Genomic DNA, 16885 nt, shown 5'->3' with positions numbered 1-16885 from the left:
CGATGAGCACCGTTCGCTTTCTGCGTACCTTCGTGGCCGTGGCGCGGCATGGCTCGCTTGCCGCCGCCGCCGAGCGCGTGGCACTTACGCAGGCCGCCGTGAGCCTGCAGATGCGCGCGCTGGAAGCCGAGCTGCGGCGCGACCTGTTCGACCGCTCGGGGCGCACCGTCACGCTCAACGCGCACGGCCGTGCGCTGCTGCCGCAGGCTGAACACCTGCTGTCGTTGTATGACGCCATGCGCATCGGTGACGAGCCGCAGACGGAACTGGCCGGTGCCGTGGCGATTGGCGCGGTGGTGTCGGTCATGGGGTCGCTCGCGCATGCGGTGGCGGGGCTCAAGCAGGTGCACAAGAGGCTCGATGTAAAGCTCATCACCGGCAAATCCGGCGAGCTGGCCGAGCAGGTGGAAGCGGGCGAGCTGGACGGCGCGCTGGTGGTCGAGCATCTCGAACGTTTGCCTGCCAACCTGGCGTGGCATCCGCTCTATACCGAACCGCTGGTCGTGGTGGCCGGCCGCCACACGCGCGGCCGCGCCGAGGAAGTCCTGCGCACCCACCCCTTCCTGCGTTTCGACCGTGCGGTGCGCACCGGCGCGCTGATCGACCGAGCCCTGCGCAAGACGCACATGGCGGTCAACGAGTTCATCGAAGTGAATTCGATCGAGGCGATTGTCGAGCTGGTGCGCCAGCAGGTGGGCGTGACGCTGGTGCCGCGCCTGCGTCGCGCAAGCTGGGAGAGTGACCCGGCCCTGCGCGTGCTGCCCATGCCGCCGCAGACACCCGTGCGCACCGTCGGCATGATCGAGCGGAAAGAACACGTGCGGCACGGTGTGATTCAGGCGGTACTTGATGCGCTCGAAACCACACTTGGTACCACCAGCGCCTAGACTTCAAGCATCACCACTCGGCCCGGAGGCCGCCATGAATGCAGCCATCGAACGTTGGCGCGACGAGTTGATCCTGCTCGGTCGCGTGCTGATGATGATCCTGTTCCTGATTTCCGGCTGGGGAAAATTGACGGGCTTCCAGGCCACGGTCGGCTACATGGGCACGGTGGGCGCGCCCATGCCGATGCTCGCCGCTATCATCGCCGTGGTCATGGAATTCGGGGTGGGGATCGCGCTGCTGATCGGGTTCTGGACGCGGCCGCTCGCGCTTTTGATGGCGCTGTTCGTGTTGGGCACGGCGCTCATCGCCCACACGTTCTGGAACGTGGAAGGTGCCATGCAGACCGCCAACATGGTTCAGTTCTACAAGAACCTCAGCATCATGGGCGGGTTGCTTCTGCTGGCCGTGACGGGGCCGGGGAGGTATGCGTTGCAGAAGTCGTAGCGCATGACGTTGGAGAAGTTGGTCTTGCGGCGGCATGACGAAGTTGTCCAGCAGGCGAACGCGGCCTTCAACGCATTCTGTGCGACCTGGTCTGGCTATCTGCCGGCGTCTGCCGAGATTTTCCATGTTGGGTCTACCGCCATCGCAGGCTGCTTGACCAAAGGCGATATGGATATCTGCGTGCGGGCAATTCCCGATGACATCGCTCGCATCGATGCGCTATTGGCGGCACGCTATGCACGCAATGCCGATTCGTTTCGCAGCGCGGCATTTTCGGCGTTCAAGGATGATCACCACCATCCACCCCTTGGTGTCCAGTTGGTCGCGCGAGGGTCGGAGTTGGATGTGTTCGTTCTCTTTCGCGACTGTCTGTTGCGCGATCCTCATCAGGTGGCCGCGTTCAACGCACTGAAGATCGCCTGTGTTGGCCAGCCAATGGAGTCTTATCGGCAGGCGAAGGCAGACTTTATTGCACGGGTTCTTTTGCTCAACTCAAGCACTTAACGCAACGACCGCTGCACCAGCACCACCACCGCTAACACCCCGCACGCCACCGCAAACCAACTGAAGAGCTGCGTGCCCGCGAGCAGCGTCGCCTGCCGGTCGATCTCGGCCGACAGGATTGCCAGCCGCTGCGGCGTGAGCGGGCTGGCGGCCTGCAGGTCCGACGTGAAGCGCGTCACGTGCGCCACGATCAGCGAGCGCGATTCCGCCTGCTGTGTCTGCAGCGACACCGCCGCCAGCCCCGTACCCACCGCCGTGGCGAACTGGCGGGCGATGTTCTTCATCTGGTAGCCGTGCGCGAAGTCTTCGCGGTCCAGATCGAGGTAGGTCATCATCGCGATCTGGATCATCACTGCGCCAGGCGTCATGCCTTCCAGGAACGACACGGGGAAGAACGCGTAGTCCGGCGCGCCTGGCATCAGGCTGGTGGCCAGCAGCAGCGCCGCCGCCGCATAGATGCCGAAACCGATGGCGATGATGCGGCGCTTGCGGAAAAAGAACGGCAGCCAGATCGTGATGACCACCGCCACCACGGTTGATACCGCGCCGCTGATCATCAGGAACAGCGTGGTCGTGCGGAACGTGAAGCCCAGCCCGCCTTGCGACACCGCCGGGAACAGGTACGACCAGAACCCGCTCATCAGGTAGTAGATGCCATAGAAGCCGATGCCCCAGAGGTAGCGGCGACCATTCAGGCGCGAGATATCGAGCCACGGATCGGGGTGCGTGCGCAGGCGGTGGATGGCCAGCAGCAGCGAGGCCGCGCCGCCCAGCAACAGCAGCGGAATGAGCGGCGAGGCCGTCAGCCGGTTGTAGCGCAGCTCCGACAGGCCTATCAGGAATGACAGTGCGCCGATGGCCATGGCGCCCACGCCGATCCAGTCCCACTGGCCGTCTTCCGGCGGTGGTTCATGCGGGCGCCGTGCGGCGCGCGTGCGCGGCTGATGGTGCTCGGGCGGCAGGAAGAACATCGCCATCCAGGCCACCGCGGCCAGCATCAGTTCGAGCCAGAAGATCACGCGCCATTCGCTGTATTCGAGCACCTCGGCGCAGATCCACGGTGCAATGGTCGTCAGGCCGAATAGCCCGACACTGAACATCAGCATGGGCGGCATGCGCTCGTCGGGGTCGGCCGCAAGCTGCACCAGAATGCGCGATGCCGAGAACAACCCGCCCGCGCCCAGGCCCTGGATGGTCCGCCCGATGACGAGTTCGCCGATATTGTTGGACTGCGCACAGACGATGCAGCCGATGGCGAACAGTACGATGCCCACCAGCGAGAACATCCGGTAGCCCACCTGCGCGGCGATGCGGCCGATGGCCAAGTTGGCCACCACCGCCGCCACGGCATACGCGGTGACGGCATAGAGGTAAGCCTCCGGGCTTGCGTGCACGCCGCCCTGGATATGCTGGCCCGCCACGGCCATCATCTGCGAAGAGACGAAATCGAGCCCCGTCGACAGGCCCAGCGCCAGGCCGAAAGCGTGGACGCGAGCCGAAGAGAAATGCGGAAACGCCCGCAGAGAGGCGGGCCGAAGGATTTGCAGCGACATGTGCCGGAGCATAAACTTGCCCGCTAGCCAAATAAACGGCCAACTCTAGGAACACTGTCCAGTCATGCGAACAATGGAGTGGAACGACTGGGAGACTTTCTGTCGCGTGGTGGAGGCCGGCAGTTTTACCGCCGCCGCCGAGGCGCTGGGCATCCCCAAATCGACGGCCAGCGCCGCCGTGTCTCGGCTGGAAGCAGCGCTGGGCGTGCGGCTCATGACTCGCACCACGCGCCAGTTGCGTCTGACCGAAGCCGGCTCGCATTTCTACGACGATATCGCCCCGCTGTTCGAGCGCCTGCGCGAAGTCCACGCCGACACCACCGCCGCCAGCGAAACCGTGGCCGGTACGCTGCGCATTGCCGCGCCGTACGAGGTGGGCGCCCAGCACCTGACCGAGCCGGTATGCCGCACGCTTGAGCGCTACCCGCACCTGCAGATCCAGGTGCATATTTCGTGGGAGCAGCCCGACCTGCTGGCCAGCGGCTACGACATCGTCTTCGTGATGGTCGACCAGATGCTGCCGGATTCGTCTTTGGTGGCGCGGCGCGTGGTGATGATCCCGCGCGGGTTGTACGCATCGCCCGCCCTGCTGGCAGAACGCCAGCCGCTCAAGACGCCGGCAGACCTTGTCGGTTGGCCGTGCCTGTCTGGCCCTGACGATGCGAGTTGGGCCTTCCGCCCTGCTGGCGAGCCGGCCGCCGAGCCGATCGAGATTCCCATCCAGCCGCGCCTGCAGACACTCAACGCCGAGATGCGCGCGCGTGCCGCCGTGCGCGGCCTGGGCGTGGCGCGCATGGCCCGATCGGTGGGCGATGCGGAAGTCGTCGCCGGCCGCCTCGTACGTGTGCTACCCGATTTCGAGCTGACCGCGCTGCGCGTCTATGCGCTGATGCCGGCACGCAAGCTGGTGCCGGCCAAGGTGCGCGTCTTTTTCGATGCGCTGGAAGCCGAGGGCGCTGCTGGTAAAACCGCCTAGCCGAAGGCAGGCGCCGGATGTCACAATCGGTACTTCCCTATTCGGATAGTGAGGACCAGCGGCCATGCGTCTGCGCCAGATTGAAGTCTTCCGCGCCGTGATGCTGGTCGGTACCGTCAGCGAGGCGGCGCGCATGCTGAACGTGTCGCAGCCTGTGGTGACGCGCGTGCTGCAGCACACCGAACTGCAACTCGGCTTCCGCCTGTTCGACCGCACCAAGGGCCGCCTGCAGCCCACTGCCGAGGCGTTCGAGCTGTTCAGCGAGATCGAGCGCCTGTACCAGGAAGTCGAGCGGGTGCGGCGCGTGTCGGCAAACTTGCGCCACAAGGGGGCAGGGCGCCTGCGCGTGGCGGCCACGCCCAGCCTCGCGCCGAGCATTCTCGCGCCCGCCGTGCGGCGCTTCTCGCAGCGGCACCCCGATACGCTGGTGCGCGTGTTCACGCACCACACCGCCGAGATCGTGCAGGGGCTGCTCTCGCAGGACATCGACGTCGGCTTTGCCTTTGCGCCGCCTGTGCATCCGGCCATCAGCACCAAGCCGGTGGCGCAGGGGCGCATCCTGCTGGCCGCGCCGCGCGCGTGGGTGAGCGACAAGAAGGATGACCGCGCGCTGCATAAGCTTGTCGCTGAAAAGCCCTTCATCGGGCTGGAAGATCAGATCTCGCTTGGCTCGCTGGTCGGGCAGACGCTGGCGCGTGGCGGGCTGGCGCCGCAGTCGACGCTGGAGGTGCAGACGTATTCGCTGGCACGCTCGCTGGTAGAGGAGTCGCTGGGCGTGACGATGCTCGATCAGTTCACGGCAGCCACCGGCAGCATGGAGCGCATCGCGCTGTTTGCGCTGGAGCCGGCGCAGACCTTTGACGTGCGTGCCATGCGCGCCGAGCATCACGCGCCGTCGTCGCTGGCCGACAGCCTTGTGCAGTGCTTTGCCGAAGCCGCCCGCGCGTTGTCCGACGAGCTGCCGCAGCGCCTGGAACCGACGCCGTTCGTGCTGAAACCCAGCGATACGGAAGACGCAGACACGGCCGACTAACTTTTTTGCTGCGCGCACGTCTAACTGGCTTCCGATAATTTTGATCTTCCGAGGAGACCGATTCATGCGTCCGATGTTTCGTTCTGCAACCGCAGCAATGTTGGGCATGGCCCTGGCGGCCGGCGTGTTCAGTGGCGTGGCCGTGGCACAGCAGTCGTCCCCCGTGCCCGGCATGTCATCCGACGAACTGAACACCGCGCTCGACTTTGCCAAGGCCGGGTTGAACAAAGCCATCGACCAGGCGCGCGCCTATACCGCGCTGCCGATCCGAGACCCGCACGATGTGCGTTACGCCTGCGAGGGTGGCAAGACCCTCGCGGTGAAGTACATGATGGTGGGGGATACGCCGCTCGCGTCCATCGTGCTCGACGGCAAGACGCTCGTCTTCGCCAACGTGATAGCGGCTTCGGGCGCCCGTTATGCGTCGGGCCAGTATGTGTGGTGGACGAAGGGCCCCACCGGCTTCATGACCGACGAGACCCTGCCACACGAGCGCAACATGGTCTACCGCGACTGCAACGAGACGACGCGGTAGACCCCTCGGTCACACCTTGCTCACACTTCCAGCAGATCGCGCCCGACGATGATCTCGCCCTTGAAGTGTGGGCGCACGGCATCCAGCCACACCGAGTCTTCCAGGAACGGATAGCCGCCCGGCACGAAGTGCGACAGCACCAGCGTCTTCACCTTGGCCTCGGTGGCGATGCGGCCGACGTCTTCCGTGGAGGTGTGGCTCGCCAGCAGATGCTCGCGCAGCGTCCTGGCGTTGGGCTCGGTGGAGAGCAGCTTGTCGAGCGACGGCAGATGCATCACCTCGTGCACGAGCACGTCGGCGCCGTAGGCCAGGCGCACGAGGTTTTCGCTCGGTGCCGTATCGCCGGAGATGACGATGGAGCGGTCCGCTGCGTCAAAGCGGAATGCAAACGCGGGCGACACCGGCGGGTGTTTGACCAGCGCGCTCGTCACCTTCACGTTGGCGTCCTGCATCACCAGCCCGCCTTCGGTCAGCTCGTGCGGGTGGATCATCGGCGCCAGCGGTGGGCGGCCTTCATCGGCAATGCGGGTGCGGATGTCGTAGTCGTACAGCTCGAGGAACTTGGCCGTCATCGCGGCCAGCGGGGGCGGGCCCCAGGCGTCGATGGGGCCGGTCAGGTCGGTGCCCCACGCGAGCAGCATCAGCGCGCCGTAGTCGGCGTTGTGGTCGGAGTGCTGGTGCGTGATGAAGACATTGCGGATGGCCTTGAGCTTGAGGCCGGCCATGACATATTGGCGCGCCACGCCATTGCCGCAATCGACCACATAAGATACGCCGTTGATGACGATCACCTGCGCCGGCGCCGAGCGGTTTTTCTTGGGCGTCGGCCCGCCGCCCGTGCCCAGCAGGATCAGGCGCGTGCCCTTGGGGGTGTCGGCGGCCGATGCCGCCAGCGGCCAGCCTGCGGAGGCCGCACCTGCGCCGACGGCCAGCGCGCCGGCCCGCCGCATCCAGCGGCGACGGTTGTTGTCGAAAGCGTGCATGCGGCGGTCTCCTCTCTGTTGTTATCTGCGTGTTGCCTGCGGCTTAGTGGGGTAGTCCGCCCACCTTCATTCCAGGCTTGATCCCCTTGCGCGCGAACCAGCCTTTGTTCATTTCCAGTGCGTAGCTGCCTGCGCGGGTCGGGCAGTGGTTGTCTTCGGTCTGCGGTTTCATCTCGGCAATGTCGGAGATGGTGCCATCGTCGGTGATGAAGGCGATGGACAGCGGCAGGTCGGTGTTCTTCATCCAGAAACAGTGGCCGGCGGATTCATCGAACACGAACAGCATGCCGGCGGTGTCAGGCATCGACTTGCGGAACATCAGGCCGGTTTCGCGCGTTTGCGGGGTGGAGGCCACCTCTGCGTGGACCTTGTACATGCCGATGGTCAGGTCGGCCACGGGCAGGCCGACGTTGGGGCCGGTGGGGGTTTGGGCGAGTGCCCCTGTAGCGGCAACGGCCAGCGACAGGGCGGCAAAAAGGCGGGACAGGATGGTCATGGCGCGAACGGGTCAGAAACGAAACGCTCCATGATCGGCACTCGGCTGGCTGCCGTCAATGCGACTGCGGCCAGCCGGGCGATGAAGTTGTTACCGCGTGTTTGCGGCGCGCGCCACGGCCTTGGGCGCGTGGGCGGAGCGCGCCTTGTCTGCGGCCGGGTCCGGCAGCAGCGTCACATAGCGCGCATCGGTGAGCGTGCGCAGGAAGGCCACGATGTCATCGATCTCATCGTCCGTCAGCGCGGGCGTGGTGCCGGGGCGGCGGTTCATCGGCACGGCGTTCACGTTGACGTTGCCTTGATACTTTGCGGGAACGTCATCGAAGCGCTTGCCGCCGGGGTACCACTGCGCCGGGTCCGTCGAGCGCGTGGCATAGAACGCCACCGTATCGCGCAGCGTGCGGAACACGCCGTTGTGCATGAACGTCTGGCGCACCGCCACGTTGCGCAGGCCGGCGGTGCGGAAGTAGCCGCACCACTGGTCGGGCCCGGGCCACTTGAGCGCGCGCGCGGTCTGGCACAGCCCCACGTCAAAGTGGCGGGCGTCCTTGTTGGCGGGCAGCAGCGGATTGCGCGGCACGGCGATGGCGTCGTAGCCGAAATCCGTAAAGAGCGAGCGTTCGGGGCGCGATGACGATTCCACCATCAGGTGACACGACGCGCAGTTGCCCTTGTCTGGGTTGCGGAACAAGGCCAGGCCGCGCAGTTCGGCGGGGGAGAGTGGCGTGCGTTTGCGCAAAAAATCATCAAAGCGCGAGGTGAACGGCGCCATCTCATCGCTCTGGAAATAGGCCTCCAGCGCGCGGCCGAGCACGCCGACAAAGCGTTCCGGATCGCGCACCGCGTCGGCGCCGAATTGCTTGGCAAGTGCCTGACCGAGGTCGGTGCTGGCCACCTTGCGCTGCAGCGTGCGCGGCGAGGGGTTGGCCATCTCGTCCGGATTGAACAGCGGGCCGCGGATCTGCTCGGGGATGGAATCGGCGCGGCCGTCGGCAAAGAAGCCGCCGAACGGCGAGGGGAAGCTGGCGTCGTCGTCCTGGAAGAAGTAGCGGTGCGGGACGTAGCGCAGGTACAGCAGTGACGGCGCATTGCGTGCCGCCACGTGCCCCGGGCGGCTGCCGGCCGGCACGCCGATGCGCAGCGCCTCGCCCGTGAGCGTGGGGGCGAAGGCACGCGCCGGGTCATGGCATGCCGCGCACGACGTGCCCTGCGGCTCCGACAGGCGCGGATCGAAAAACACCCGCTTGCCGAGTGCGACGAGGTTCGGGTCGGGCTTGAACGATGTCGCTTCGGCAGGCGGCGGCACGGCGTCCAGTCTGGGCGTCATGCCGATCGAATCGGCCGCCGCCGCGCCCGGGATGAGCGTGGCGGCAAACAGCGCCGCGAGCAGCGCGAGGCTCAGGCGCTTCAAGGTGCGACGAAGCCCGTCTTGTCGCACACCAGGCTCGTGCCGTTTTGTGTGCAGGTGGTCAGCAGCTTGCCGGCCACGGTGTAGGCCTTGAACAGCCAGCCCTTGGCGGGCGCCGGCTGGCGGTCCATCACCATGAAGCCGAACGAATTGTTGTGCGAGATGCTGCCAACCGTCACGCCGGAGGCTGGGCTGATGGCCGGGAACGGATCGGGCAGGGCCACGTCCAGCGAATCGCCCGCGTTGCCCGCCACGATGGTCGCCGGGTGGTTGCTGGTGAAGTTGATGGCCTGGAAGTCATGCACGTGGCCGTGCAGCGCGACCTGCACGCCCGGCGGGTAATAGGCCGTGGCGTTCAGGCTGTTCATGACCGACAGCAGCGCCGCATTGCCGCCCAGCGGCGTGCTGCCCGCGATGGGCACGAAGCCCAGGATCGGGTGGTGGTTCGTGAAGATCGACATCACGCCCGGCTTGGCGGCCAGCGTGCCCACCGTGCTGAACTGCTTCTGATAGGTCTGGAACCACGGGTCGGTGGTCGCCAGCGCGGTCGTGCCAGCCTTGGCGGAATCAAACACGATGACCTGCGTGTCGCTGCCGATGGCCACGGCGTACGGGGCAGACGCGTTGGCGCCGGTGTCGTTGGCCGGGTCGTCGCACGAGCGGGCGGCGGAGTAGGGGCGCGGGTCAAGGAAGCGGTACCAGCCTTGGCCAGCGCGTGCGCATTCTTCGTGGTTGCCGCGTACCAGCACCCACGGGGCGGCGGCCATCAGCGGGGCGGCGGGCTGGAACAGGTCAGCCTGCCACGTATCCCAGCCGTAGCCCCACGGGCTGCCCTGGCAACCGGCCACGTCGGGCGGGCAGGCGTTTTCGCGGTAGTGATAGTCGCCCACGTGCAGGACGAGGTCCGGGTTCATCGCGGCGGCCGTGGTGGCTGCATTGGCGAACGGCCACGACAGCGGGTCGTTGCACGACTGGAATGTGTTGCTCGACTTCTTCATGCGGCAGCCGGTGTCCGCCAGGATCACCACGCGCTGCGGGTTGGCCTTGGGCAACGGCAGCACGCGCGAGCCGATCGACGCGGCGCGGGCGGTGGAGGCCACCGTGGCCTCGCAGGCGTTGACGGGGAAGGCCGAGGCTTTCGAATCGCTGGCGGCGCTGGCCGTGGTGCGTTGTGCCGGGGTGCCGGCCGCCACGCGCAGGCTCATGCGCGTGGATGTGCCGTCCACCGTCAGCAGCGGGCAGACCGAGTTGTCGACCGGGGAGGCGCTATTGGTATAGCTGGTGACGGCGCGCACGACCGTCTGGTTGCTGTCGCCGATTTCCACCCAGGCGGCCTGGATGTTGCTATCGGCGGTAGCGGCGTCGGCCGGTGTGGCAGCCGCAGGCGTTGAATCGGACGACGAACCGCCGCAGCCGGCAATCACAGCAGCGGCGGTCAGTGCGGCGAGTGTGACCATCGTGAACACGGTGCGCTTGCGCCGCACCGGAGCGAATATCGATCGGACTTCCATTGCGCCTTCCCTGTTTCTTGTTGTGAGGAAGGCGGCAAGGTACCTAAGGCAGATGGCGTTATTTTGACAGCCACGTGCGTGCGTCCGGGTATTGCTAAAAAATGGGCGAAAAAAAAGCAGACGCATAAGCATCTGCTTTTCCTGTGTCAGCCGAGCCGCGTGGGCCCGGCGGAAGCACAAACTTATTGCTTAGCAGCCGGAGCCGAAGCGTCAGCAGCAGCTTCTGCCTTCTTGGCGGCCTTCTTGTGCTTCTTGACGTGCTTCTTGGCCTTCTTCGGGGCTGCCTTTTCAGCGGCCGGAGCAGCAGCTGCGTCGGCAGCCGGGGCAGCCGGAGCGGAGGCTTGAGCGAACACGCCGGTAGCGAACAGGCCGGCGATCAGGGCAGCGATCAGCTTCTTCATGGTGAATCCTTTTGTAGATCAGTGAGTTAACCAACGACCCGCTAAATGAGTCATCTGCAATAACGCAGGGCGTTACAGGCGCGTTGACACGTCGTATTGAATTTTTTTTGGGGGGATTGCGAGAGGGCACACCACCTCGGCGAGCACGTGCGAAATGCTGCGCTTCGCAAAAAATGTGCCCACCGGTCGCGCCGTGCGACTTGGGTTTCGGACGAGTCTGATTGGATGCGCGCGCCCTGGCCTTGAGAATCGAGCGATTTTTGACCAAGCCCCCGCTGTGCCGTCCTTACCGTTGTCTTCCCGCGTCCTCAAGCCCGCCCGCCTCAGCCGCCGTGATCTCCTGCGGGGCTGCTGTGCGTTGGCCGCACTCGCAGTCGTGACCGGGCTGCACCGGCAGGGCAACGATGCGGCTTCTGGCCTGGACGATTTCATGCTGGTGTCACAGACGTGGTTCGGCATGCCGCTGGATCGTCAGGCTGGCTTGGCTTGCTTCAGCGCGCTGCACCAGGCTGACGCCCGTCTGGTCGATCACGTCCAGACGCTGGCCTGGCTGGTGCGCCGTCACCCGGGGCTGGATGGCCCGGGCCTGGCCCGCCTTCTCGATGCAAACCGTTATGTCGAGCTGCAGATCACGCTCGCGCACCTGGTTGACGCGTGGCGTGCGCAGCCGGGTGCCATGCCCGCGCTGGCTGGTGGTGTCCGCACGCGCATCGAACACCCCCCAGACGGCAGGCTTTCCGGCATCTGAGCCGCCATTTCGCCATGAGCGGGAGTGTGGCGTATGGTGAAATTTTCCGGCATAATGCGAAATTGACTCTTGTGTCTTATATAAGAGTTGCGGATTGTGCGGTGCATCGTGAGAGCGTCGTCGTCCCCCGCTAGAATCTCCAATTCATTGCAGCGCGCCTCAACGGCCAACCCGGTGTGGCGCGCTGTGCTGTCAACCCCCATCGTCACCCGCTCACCTGCGGTCTGCACTGGAGTCGTCCATGTACCAACACATCAAGGTCCCGGCCGGAGAGAAGATCACCGTCAACCAAGACTTCTCCCTGAACGTCCCTGACAACCCCATCATTCCTTACATCGAGGGTGACGGCACCGGCTTCGACATCACCCCGGTGATGATCAAGGTGGTGGACGCAGCCGTGGCCAAGGCCTACGCAGGCAAGCGCAAGATCTCGTGGATGGAGATCTACGCAGGCGAGAAGTCGACCAAGGTGTACGGCCCGGACGTGTGGCTGCCGGAAGAAACCCTGCAAGTCCTAAAGGACTACGTGGTGTCCATCAAGGGCCCGCTGACGACGCCGGTGGGCGGCGGCATCCGTTCGCTGAACGTGGCGCTGCGCCAGGAGCTGGACCTGTACGTGTGCCTGCGCCCGGTGACGTACTTCAAGGGCGTGCCCTCGCCGGTGCGTGAGCCGGAAAAGATCGACATGGTCATCTTCCGCGAGAACTCGGAAGACATCTATGCCGGTATCGAGTGGGCCGCCGAATCGGAACAGGGCAAGAAGATTATCAAGTTCCTGCGCGAAGAGATGGGCGTGAAGAAGATCCGCTTCCCGGAAACCTCGGGCATCGGCATCAAGCCGGTCTCCAAGGAAGGCACGCAGCGTCTGATGCGCAAGGCCATCCAGTACGCGATCGACAACGACAAGCCGTCGGTCACGATCGTGCACAAGGGCAACATCATGAAGTTCACGGAAGGCGGCTTCCGTGACTGGGCCTACGAACTGGCGCAAAAGGAATTCGGCGCCGAGCTGATCGACGGCGGCCCGTGGTGCAAGTTCAAGAACCCGAAGACGGGCAAGGAAATCGTCGTCAAGGACGCAATTGCCGACGCCTTCCTGCAGCAGATCCTGCTGCGTCCGGCCGAGTACAGCGTGATCGCCACGCTGAACCTGAACGGCGACTACATCTCCGACGCCCTGGCTGCACAAGTCGGCGGCATCGGTATCGCCCCGGGTGCCAACCTGTCGGATTCGGTGGCCATGTTCGAAGCCACGCACGGCACGGCGCCGAAGTATGCCGGTAAGGATTACGTCAACCCGGGTTCGGAAATCCTGTCGGCCGAAATGATGTTGCGTCACATGGGCTGGACAGAGGCCGCTGACCTGATCATCGCGTCGATGGAAAAGTCGATTCTGTCGAAGAAGGTCACGTATGACTTCGCCCGCCTGCTGGAAGGCGCGACGCAAGTGTCGTGCTCGGGCTTCGGTCAGGTGATGATCGACAACATGTAAGCTCGTTTCGCCTGATTTCACGGCGAACCAGAAACCCCGGTAGATCAACGATCTCCGGGGTTTTTTTATTTCAGATCGTATCAGGCAGCACCATGAGAACTCTCGGCTCTCTGAAAGCAAAGCCGAAGCTCGCACCTCGCCGAATGGAGATCACTTGTCTTCAAAGTGGATCCGTCATCGTCAGCAACAGCCCGAGGTGGGGGGCTTTAGGGCGTGGCAACTGCGTCAATCCAAGGCTCCAGCCTCCGCCCGACGGGCACGATGGCTGTAAACGGCGGTTTCCTTTCGCCCGGACCGCCTGACCTGGGCGGCATTGCTTCGAATGTGCCCCGCAGCCGGTTGGGCACGTTGATTTGGTTTGGGCTCAGCCTGCTCAAGTATCCAGCGACGACCGGCTTCTTGTCGCGGAAGGTGCTGAACAGGCGCACGTTGCCCTTGAGAATCAGGTAACGGCCGCGGTCGGGGTACTTCGCCCGAAGGCTCGCTAGATCGGTACCAACATCAATCGCGAACAGTCGGCTGTTCTCGTTCTCCTCCCGTGCCAGCCCTTCCCGCGCCAGCTTCTCGGCTTCGATCAGTTCCTTAGCCTGCGGATTTGCTTGTCGCAGGGACTCTTGGTGTGCGAGGCGCTGGCGGGCCCGCTCCAGGGCCTGCTGCCAAGCTGCCCCGGCCAACTCAAGAACCACGAGCACTTGGCGCTCGGCGTCATTCATGTCCTGATTGCGGCGAGTGCTGTCGCCTTTGGCTCGCCGGACATCGAAGCCCAGTTCCGCCATGCGCTTCTCGTCCAGCCAGGCCGGGCTACCGCCGCGGCCCTCATAGCGAGGGTAGTCGGACTCGGTATCGGGGGCGGGCACGCGCCACTCCAGGGTAAGGGACAGGCCGCTGTCCTCCTTGGTGCCATGCCCACTCCAAGGTCGCTCCAACTCTCGCTGTGACAACGTCAGCCGGCTCTCGGGCTCGCCGCTGCGGTTATAGGCGACGCCAGTTAGTGCAATGCCGTTGGCGACAATGATCAGTGCGGCCCCGATGGCGAAGGTGAGTGTGCGCGGCGTCATGATTGATGTTTTCCGCCACGCAGGCGACTGAGCACCAGTAGGATCAGGATGGCCGATAGCCCCAAGGCCAAGAAGAAGAGCCATTTCGGCATGATTGCCCACCACCAGTCGTAGAACTTGGTATAGAGAAAAATGACGAAAGACGCGATGCCTGTGTTGACCGTGTCGTTCCACGACCGCCGCGTGCCGAACCAGATCGCCAATCCGCTGATGACAAAACCGGTTGTCTGGTATCCGCCCTCGATGAGCTTGGGGTCCAGGTCCAGATAGCTTCCATTGCCCCAGTGACCGAGGATGAGCATCGGCACGAGCAGGCAGAGCAGGCCGAAGACCCGGTAAATGGCGTCGAACCCCACGAAGCGCCGGTGGCGAATCACCATTGGTATTGCCAAGAGAAGGGCGGCAACGGGGAAGAAGTTCTCCGGCCGCCTGCCAGCATCCAGCCAGTAGAGCCCTCCCCACTCGCCGAAGCGCGCTGAGACGTAGGCGATGACGCAGCAGATGCCAGTTGCCAGCAGGAGGCGCAGGTCGCAGCTGTAGGCCAGGAGAAAGGCAAGGGCCGCCCAGGGCAGGAGAGCCTTGTCTGTCGGTGTGATATTGAAAATCTGGCCGAGCATGACGAGGTCGAGCACGAAGCATGCGAAGGCCACCAGAGCTGCCAGCTTGGTGAAATAGCCTGAGCTATCTCGCCCCTGAACCCACACCGTCAAGCTCAGGCTGCCCAGCGCTGCACCAAGAAGGATGACGACTTGAGCCGTCTCGGCGAAGTTGCCCCAGAACTGGTAGAACATGAAAAAGACGCTCGCTGCCAGGGCCAGCGCGCCCAGAAAGGAGGCGACGCGCATGCCAAGGGAAAGCTGACGTGCTTTTGAGTCGCGGTCGATGTCGAAGGTCGTCGTGAAGGTCGCCAACAGGCGATCGTGATGGGCCGCGACGGCCCGCTGCTGCTCGGTGGTCAGTTGCAGAATGCCCTCAGCTTCAAGTCGCGCGAGTTCTCCACGGAAGGCGTGGATATCGTCGGCGCGCAACTGAGCCTCACTGCGGGAAGACGGATTCATGGTGGGGCACTGTCTGAGGGTAAACGGCCAAACCGAAATTCAGATTATTTCAACGGAATCCGACGATCAAGGCCTCGCCCTGCGGTGGGCTGCGGCCCGGTCGACACTTCTCCGGCGATTGATCCCTGCGGATTCAACCGGTCGATGCAACACACTAGAGACTGCGTGAGCAGCGGAGGTGTTGCAAATGAAACAACGACGCCGGATCTACTACACCGAGAGTCAGAAGGCACTAATGTGGGAGCGCTGGCGTAGAGGTGACTCTCTCCAACACATTGCTCAGCTGTTCGATCGGAACCATTCGTCTGTACAACAGATTCTCGCGCAGACCGGTGGTATCCAGCCGGCACAACGACACCGCTCCAGACTGGCGTTGACGCTTGCCGAGCGAGAAGAGATTTCTCGCTCAGTTGTGGCGGGGCTCTCGATCCGTTCGATCGCATCCCGGCTAGGGCGAGCGCCGTCCACCATTAGCCGCGAGCTCCAGCCGTAAGCTTCCCCGTCAAGCAGACAACGCATTACTGGAGTCTGCGACGGTAGTAAGCCTGGGCATGAAGCGCCGTGGAGGCAGCCCGCCCAGAGCATCGTGAGGGCGCTGCTCGTTGTATTCGCGCAGCCACTCCTCGGTAATGTGCTGCACCTGCTCGATGGACTTGAACTGGTAGGCATCGAGCACCTCGTGCCGGTAGGTTCGGTTGAAGCGCTCGATGTAAGCGTTCTGGTTGGGTTAGACCGGTTCAATGAAGCGCCGCGCGATGCCTTTGCCGGCTGCCCACTGCGTAAAGTCATGCGAGGTCATCTCTGGGTCGTTGTCCAGCCGGATCGAATCGGGCGCGCCATAACCGTCAATCAACCTGCTCAGGGTGCGAATCAAGCGACGAGCCGGAATCGAGGTGCCGATTTCGATGGCCAGCGCCTCTCGGTTGGCCTCATCAATGACGTTCAAGGTGCGGAAGCGCCGTCCGTCATAGAGCGCGTCGTGCATAAAATCTAGCGCCCAGCCCTGATTGACCCTCGATCCGACCTCCAGCGGGACAGGATCGCGCTGCGGCACGCGTTTCTTTGTCCGCCGTGGCAGGTTCAATCCCATCACGCAGTACACGCGCCAGACGCGCTTGTGATTCCATTGTCGGCCGTCCAGACGCAACCGCTGGAAGCACTTCCAGAAGCCCCAGCGACTGTTGCGTTCAACCACACCGTTCAAAGCGCCGATCAGTTCGCCATCACGTTTCAGCCGATCGGCTGGCTGGCGGTAGTACGCCGCCCGCGATAGGCCCGCAGCTTCACAGGCCCGTTTGACCGGCAGGCGGTGCTCATGGGTCATGAGCTGCACCGCCTGCCGCTTCGCGGACGGCGTTACCACTTTCGCGAGAGCACGTCCTTGATGGCGGCGTTCTCCAAGGCGAGGTCGGCATACATCCGCTTGAGCCGCGCGTTCTCGGCTTCCAGCTCGCGCATGCGCGTCAGGTCACTCACCGTGCTGCCCGCGTATTTGCTCTTCCATGCGTAATAGGTCGCTGCGCTGATGCCGTGCTTGCGGCAAACCTCTGCAACCGCCAGGCCAGCTTCACCTTCCTTCAAGATCGCTACGATCTGGCTCTCGCTGAATTTGCTCTTCCTCATTGCGTCCTCTTCTTTCCTTCTGAGGTCGCATTCTCCAGTTTCAGATGTCTACTGTCTGGGGGAGCTTACGGTTTCCGGGGCTTCCCGCTGCTACCCCGTCGGGTCAATCGACAGGATGATTGCATTGTCGATGTCGTTGCCAATGCGGTCGACGCCATGGCATTCATGCGACGAA

At 64.2% G+C, this 16885-nt stretch carries 16 protein-coding genes and 2 pseudogenes; 9 read left to right on the top strand and 9 right to left on the bottom strand.

Going from position 1 to position 16885, the window contains the following annotated elements; genetic code table 11:
- Positions 1-2 precede the first annotated feature (2 nt).
- Genes B4F51_RS16410 through B4F51_RS16400 form a run of 3 tightly spaced genes read left to right on the top strand, consistent with a single transcriptional unit; the run spans position 3 to position 1836 of the window.
- Entirely contained in the window at positions 3-887 is an 885-nt protein-coding gene (locus B4F51_RS16410; protein ID WP_296227241.1) for a LysR family transcriptional regulator, read from the top strand.
- A gap of 34 nt (positions 888-921) precedes the next feature.
- Positions 922-1332, top strand: coding sequence for a DoxX family protein (locus B4F51_RS16405; protein ID WP_296227239.1), 411 nt, complete (start codon positions 922-924; stop codon positions 1330-1332).
- 3 nt (positions 1333-1335) lie between these two features.
- Positions 1336-1836 carry a GrpB family protein gene (locus B4F51_RS16400; protein WP_296227237.1) on the top strand — a complete coding sequence of 167 codons (501 nt, stop codon included), beginning with the start codon at positions 1336-1338 and terminating at the stop codon, positions 1834-1836.
- Here B4F51_RS16400 and B4F51_RS16395 read toward each other — a convergent pair.
- Positions 1833-3389 (bottom strand): MFS transporter, encoded by a 1557-nt coding sequence (locus B4F51_RS16395; protein ID WP_296227235.1) that lies wholly within the window; start codon positions 3387-3389, stop codon positions 1833-1835. The genes B4F51_RS16400 and B4F51_RS16395 overlap by 4 nt on opposite strands.
- Before the next feature lie 73 nt (positions 3390-3462).
- Here B4F51_RS16395 and B4F51_RS16390 point away from each other — a divergent pair, with 73 nt between their 5' ends.
- The 3 genes from B4F51_RS16390 (at position 3463) to B4F51_RS16380 (ending at position 5933) form a co-directional block, all read left to right on the top strand.
- Complete coding sequence (locus B4F51_RS16390) at positions 3463-4365, top strand: LysR family transcriptional regulator (RefSeq protein WP_296227279.1); 903 nt, start codon at positions 3463-3465, stop codon at positions 4363-4365.
- A 64-nt stretch (positions 4366-4429) separates the two neighbouring features.
- Complete coding sequence (locus tag B4F51_RS16385; protein WP_296227232.1) at positions 4430-5398, top strand: LysR family transcriptional regulator; 969 nt, start codon at positions 4430-4432, stop codon at positions 5396-5398.
- A gap of 73 nt (positions 5399-5471) precedes the next feature.
- On the top strand, positions 5472-5933 hold the full coding sequence (locus B4F51_RS16380) for an MliC family protein (protein WP_349676290.1): 462 nt from the start codon (positions 5472-5474) through the stop codon (positions 5931-5933).
- A gap of 20 nt (positions 5934-5953) precedes the next feature.
- On the opposite strand, the gene B4F51_RS16375 is transcribed toward B4F51_RS16380, so the two are convergent.
- The 5 genes from B4F51_RS16375 to B4F51_RS16355 all read right to left on the bottom strand — a co-directional run bounded on the left by B4F51_RS16375 (position 5954) and on the right by B4F51_RS16355 (position 10731).
- Positions 5954-6916, bottom strand: coding sequence for an MBL fold metallo-hydrolase (locus tag B4F51_RS16375; RefSeq protein WP_296227226.1), 963 nt, complete (start codon positions 6914-6916; stop codon positions 5954-5956).
- Positions 6917-6959: 43 nt separating this feature from the next.
- A complete protein-coding gene (locus B4F51_RS16370) occupies positions 6960-7412 on the bottom strand; it encodes a DUF192 domain-containing protein (RefSeq protein WP_296227224.1) in 453 nt (150 codons plus the stop codon).
- A gap of 90 nt (positions 7413-7502) precedes the next feature.
- The gene (locus tag B4F51_RS16365; protein ID WP_296227223.1) at positions 7503-8822 is read right to left on the bottom strand and encodes a cytochrome-c peroxidase; all 1320 of its coding nucleotides are present in this window, start codon (positions 8820-8822) and stop codon (positions 7503-7505) included.
- A complete protein-coding gene (locus B4F51_RS16360) occupies positions 8819-10330 on the bottom strand; it encodes a metallophosphoesterase (RefSeq protein ID WP_296227221.1) in 1512 nt (503 codons plus the stop codon). Before B4F51_RS16360 ends, B4F51_RS16365 begins: the two co-directional genes overlap by 4 nt.
- 182 nt (positions 10331-10512) lie before the next feature.
- Entirely contained in the window at positions 10513-10731 is a 219-nt protein-coding gene (locus tag B4F51_RS16355) for a hypothetical protein (RefSeq protein WP_296227219.1), read from the bottom strand.
- A 292-nt stretch (positions 10732-11023) separates the two neighbouring features.
- On the opposite strand from B4F51_RS16355, the gene B4F51_RS16350 reads away from it, so the two are divergent.
- Both B4F51_RS16350 and icd read left to right on the top strand, forming a co-directional pair.
- Positions 11024-11479: a sugar dehydrogenase complex small subunit gene (locus B4F51_RS16350; protein WP_296227217.1), complete on the top strand. Its 456-nt coding sequence runs from the start codon at positions 11024-11026 to the stop codon at positions 11477-11479.
- A 241-nt stretch (positions 11480-11720) separates the two neighbouring features.
- Positions 11721-12971, top strand: coding sequence for an NADP-dependent isocitrate dehydrogenase (gene icd, locus B4F51_RS16345; RefSeq protein WP_296227215.1), 1251 nt, complete (start codon positions 11721-11723; stop codon positions 12969-12971).
- Positions 12972-13177: 206 nt separating this feature from the next.
- Here icd and B4F51_RS16340 read toward each other — a convergent pair whose 3' ends face one another.
- Complete coding sequence (locus B4F51_RS16340) at positions 13178-14029, bottom strand: DUF4824 family protein (protein WP_296227213.1); 852 nt, start codon at positions 14027-14029, stop codon at positions 13178-13180.
- Positions 14026-15087, bottom strand: coding sequence for a DUF2157 domain-containing protein (locus B4F51_RS16335; protein ID WP_296227212.1), 1062 nt, complete (start codon positions 15085-15087; stop codon positions 14026-14028). Before B4F51_RS16335 ends, B4F51_RS16340 begins: the two co-directional genes overlap by 4 nt.
- A gap of 187 nt (positions 15088-15274) precedes the next feature.
- On the opposite strand from B4F51_RS16335, the pseudogene B4F51_RS16330 reads away from it, so the two are divergent.
- Positions 15275-15574: pseudogene (locus B4F51_RS16330) on the top strand (helix-turn-helix domain-containing protein); the annotation flags it as partial.
- A gap of 15 nt (positions 15575-15589) precedes the next feature.
- On the opposite strand, the pseudogene B4F51_RS16325 reads toward B4F51_RS16330, so the two are convergent.
- Positions 15590-16710, bottom strand: a pseudogene (locus B4F51_RS16325) (IS3 family transposase).
- Between the last annotated feature and the right edge of the window lie 175 nt (positions 16711-16885).

This window comes from Ralstonia sp. UBA689, from assembly GCF_002298975.1.
In the GTDB taxonomy this organism is placed as follows: domain Bacteria; phylum Pseudomonadota; class Gammaproteobacteria; order Burkholderiales; family Burkholderiaceae; genus Ralstonia.
The sequence above is the reverse complement of the archived record's forward strand: the minus strand, read 5'-3'. Positions and strand labels throughout refer to the sequence as shown.

Excerpts from the sequence above, each read along its gene's own strand:
- B4F51_RS16390 (WP_296227279.1), top strand. The coding sequence starts at position 3,463 with ATGGAGTGGAACGACTGGGAGACTTTCTGTCGCGTGGTGGAGGCCGGC.
- B4F51_RS16335 (WP_296227212.1), bottom strand. The coding sequence starts at position 15,087 with ATGAATCCGTCTTCCCGCAGTGAGGCTCAGTTGCGCGCCGACGATATC.
- B4F51_RS16385 (WP_296227232.1), top strand. The coding sequence starts at position 4,430 with ATGCGTCTGCGCCAGATTGAAGTCTTCCGCGCCGTGATGCTGGTCGGT.
- B4F51_RS16355 (WP_296227219.1), bottom strand. The coding sequence starts at position 10,731 with ATGAAGAAGCTGATCGCTGCCCTGATCGCCGGCCTGTTCGCTACCGGC.
- B4F51_RS16375 (WP_296227226.1), bottom strand. The coding sequence starts at position 6,916 with ATGCACGCTTTCGACAACAACCGTCGCCGCTGGATGCGGCGGGCCGGC.
- B4F51_RS16360 (WP_296227221.1), bottom strand. The coding sequence starts at position 10,330 with ATGGAAGTCCGATCGATATTCGCTCCGGTGCGGCGCAAGCGCACCGTG.
- B4F51_RS16395 (WP_296227235.1), bottom strand. The coding sequence starts at position 3,389 with ATGTCGCTGCAAATCCTTCGGCCCGCCTCTCTGCGGGCGTTTCCGCAT.
- B4F51_RS16370 (WP_296227224.1), bottom strand. The coding sequence starts at position 7,412 with ATGACCATCCTGTCCCGCCTTTTTGCCGCCCTGTCGCTGGCCGTTGCC.
- B4F51_RS16405 (WP_296227239.1), top strand. The coding sequence starts at position 922 with ATGAATGCAGCCATCGAACGTTGGCGCGACGAGTTGATCCTGCTCGGT.
- B4F51_RS16410 (WP_296227241.1), top strand. The coding sequence starts at position 3 with ATGAGCACCGTTCGCTTTCTGCGTACCTTCGTGGCCGTGGCGCGGCAT.
- B4F51_RS16400 (WP_296227237.1), top strand. The coding sequence starts at position 1,336 with ATGACGTTGGAGAAGTTGGTCTTGCGGCGGCATGACGAAGTTGTCCAG.
- B4F51_RS16380 (WP_349676290.1), top strand. The coding sequence starts at position 5,472 with ATGTTTCGTTCTGCAACCGCAGCAATGTTGGGCATGGCCCTGGCGGCC.
- B4F51_RS16340 (WP_296227213.1), bottom strand. The coding sequence starts at position 14,029 with ATGACGCCGCGCACACTCACCTTCGCCATCGGGGCCGCACTGATCATT.
- icd (WP_296227215.1), top strand. The coding sequence starts at position 11,721 with ATGTACCAACACATCAAGGTCCCGGCCGGAGAGAAGATCACCGTCAAC.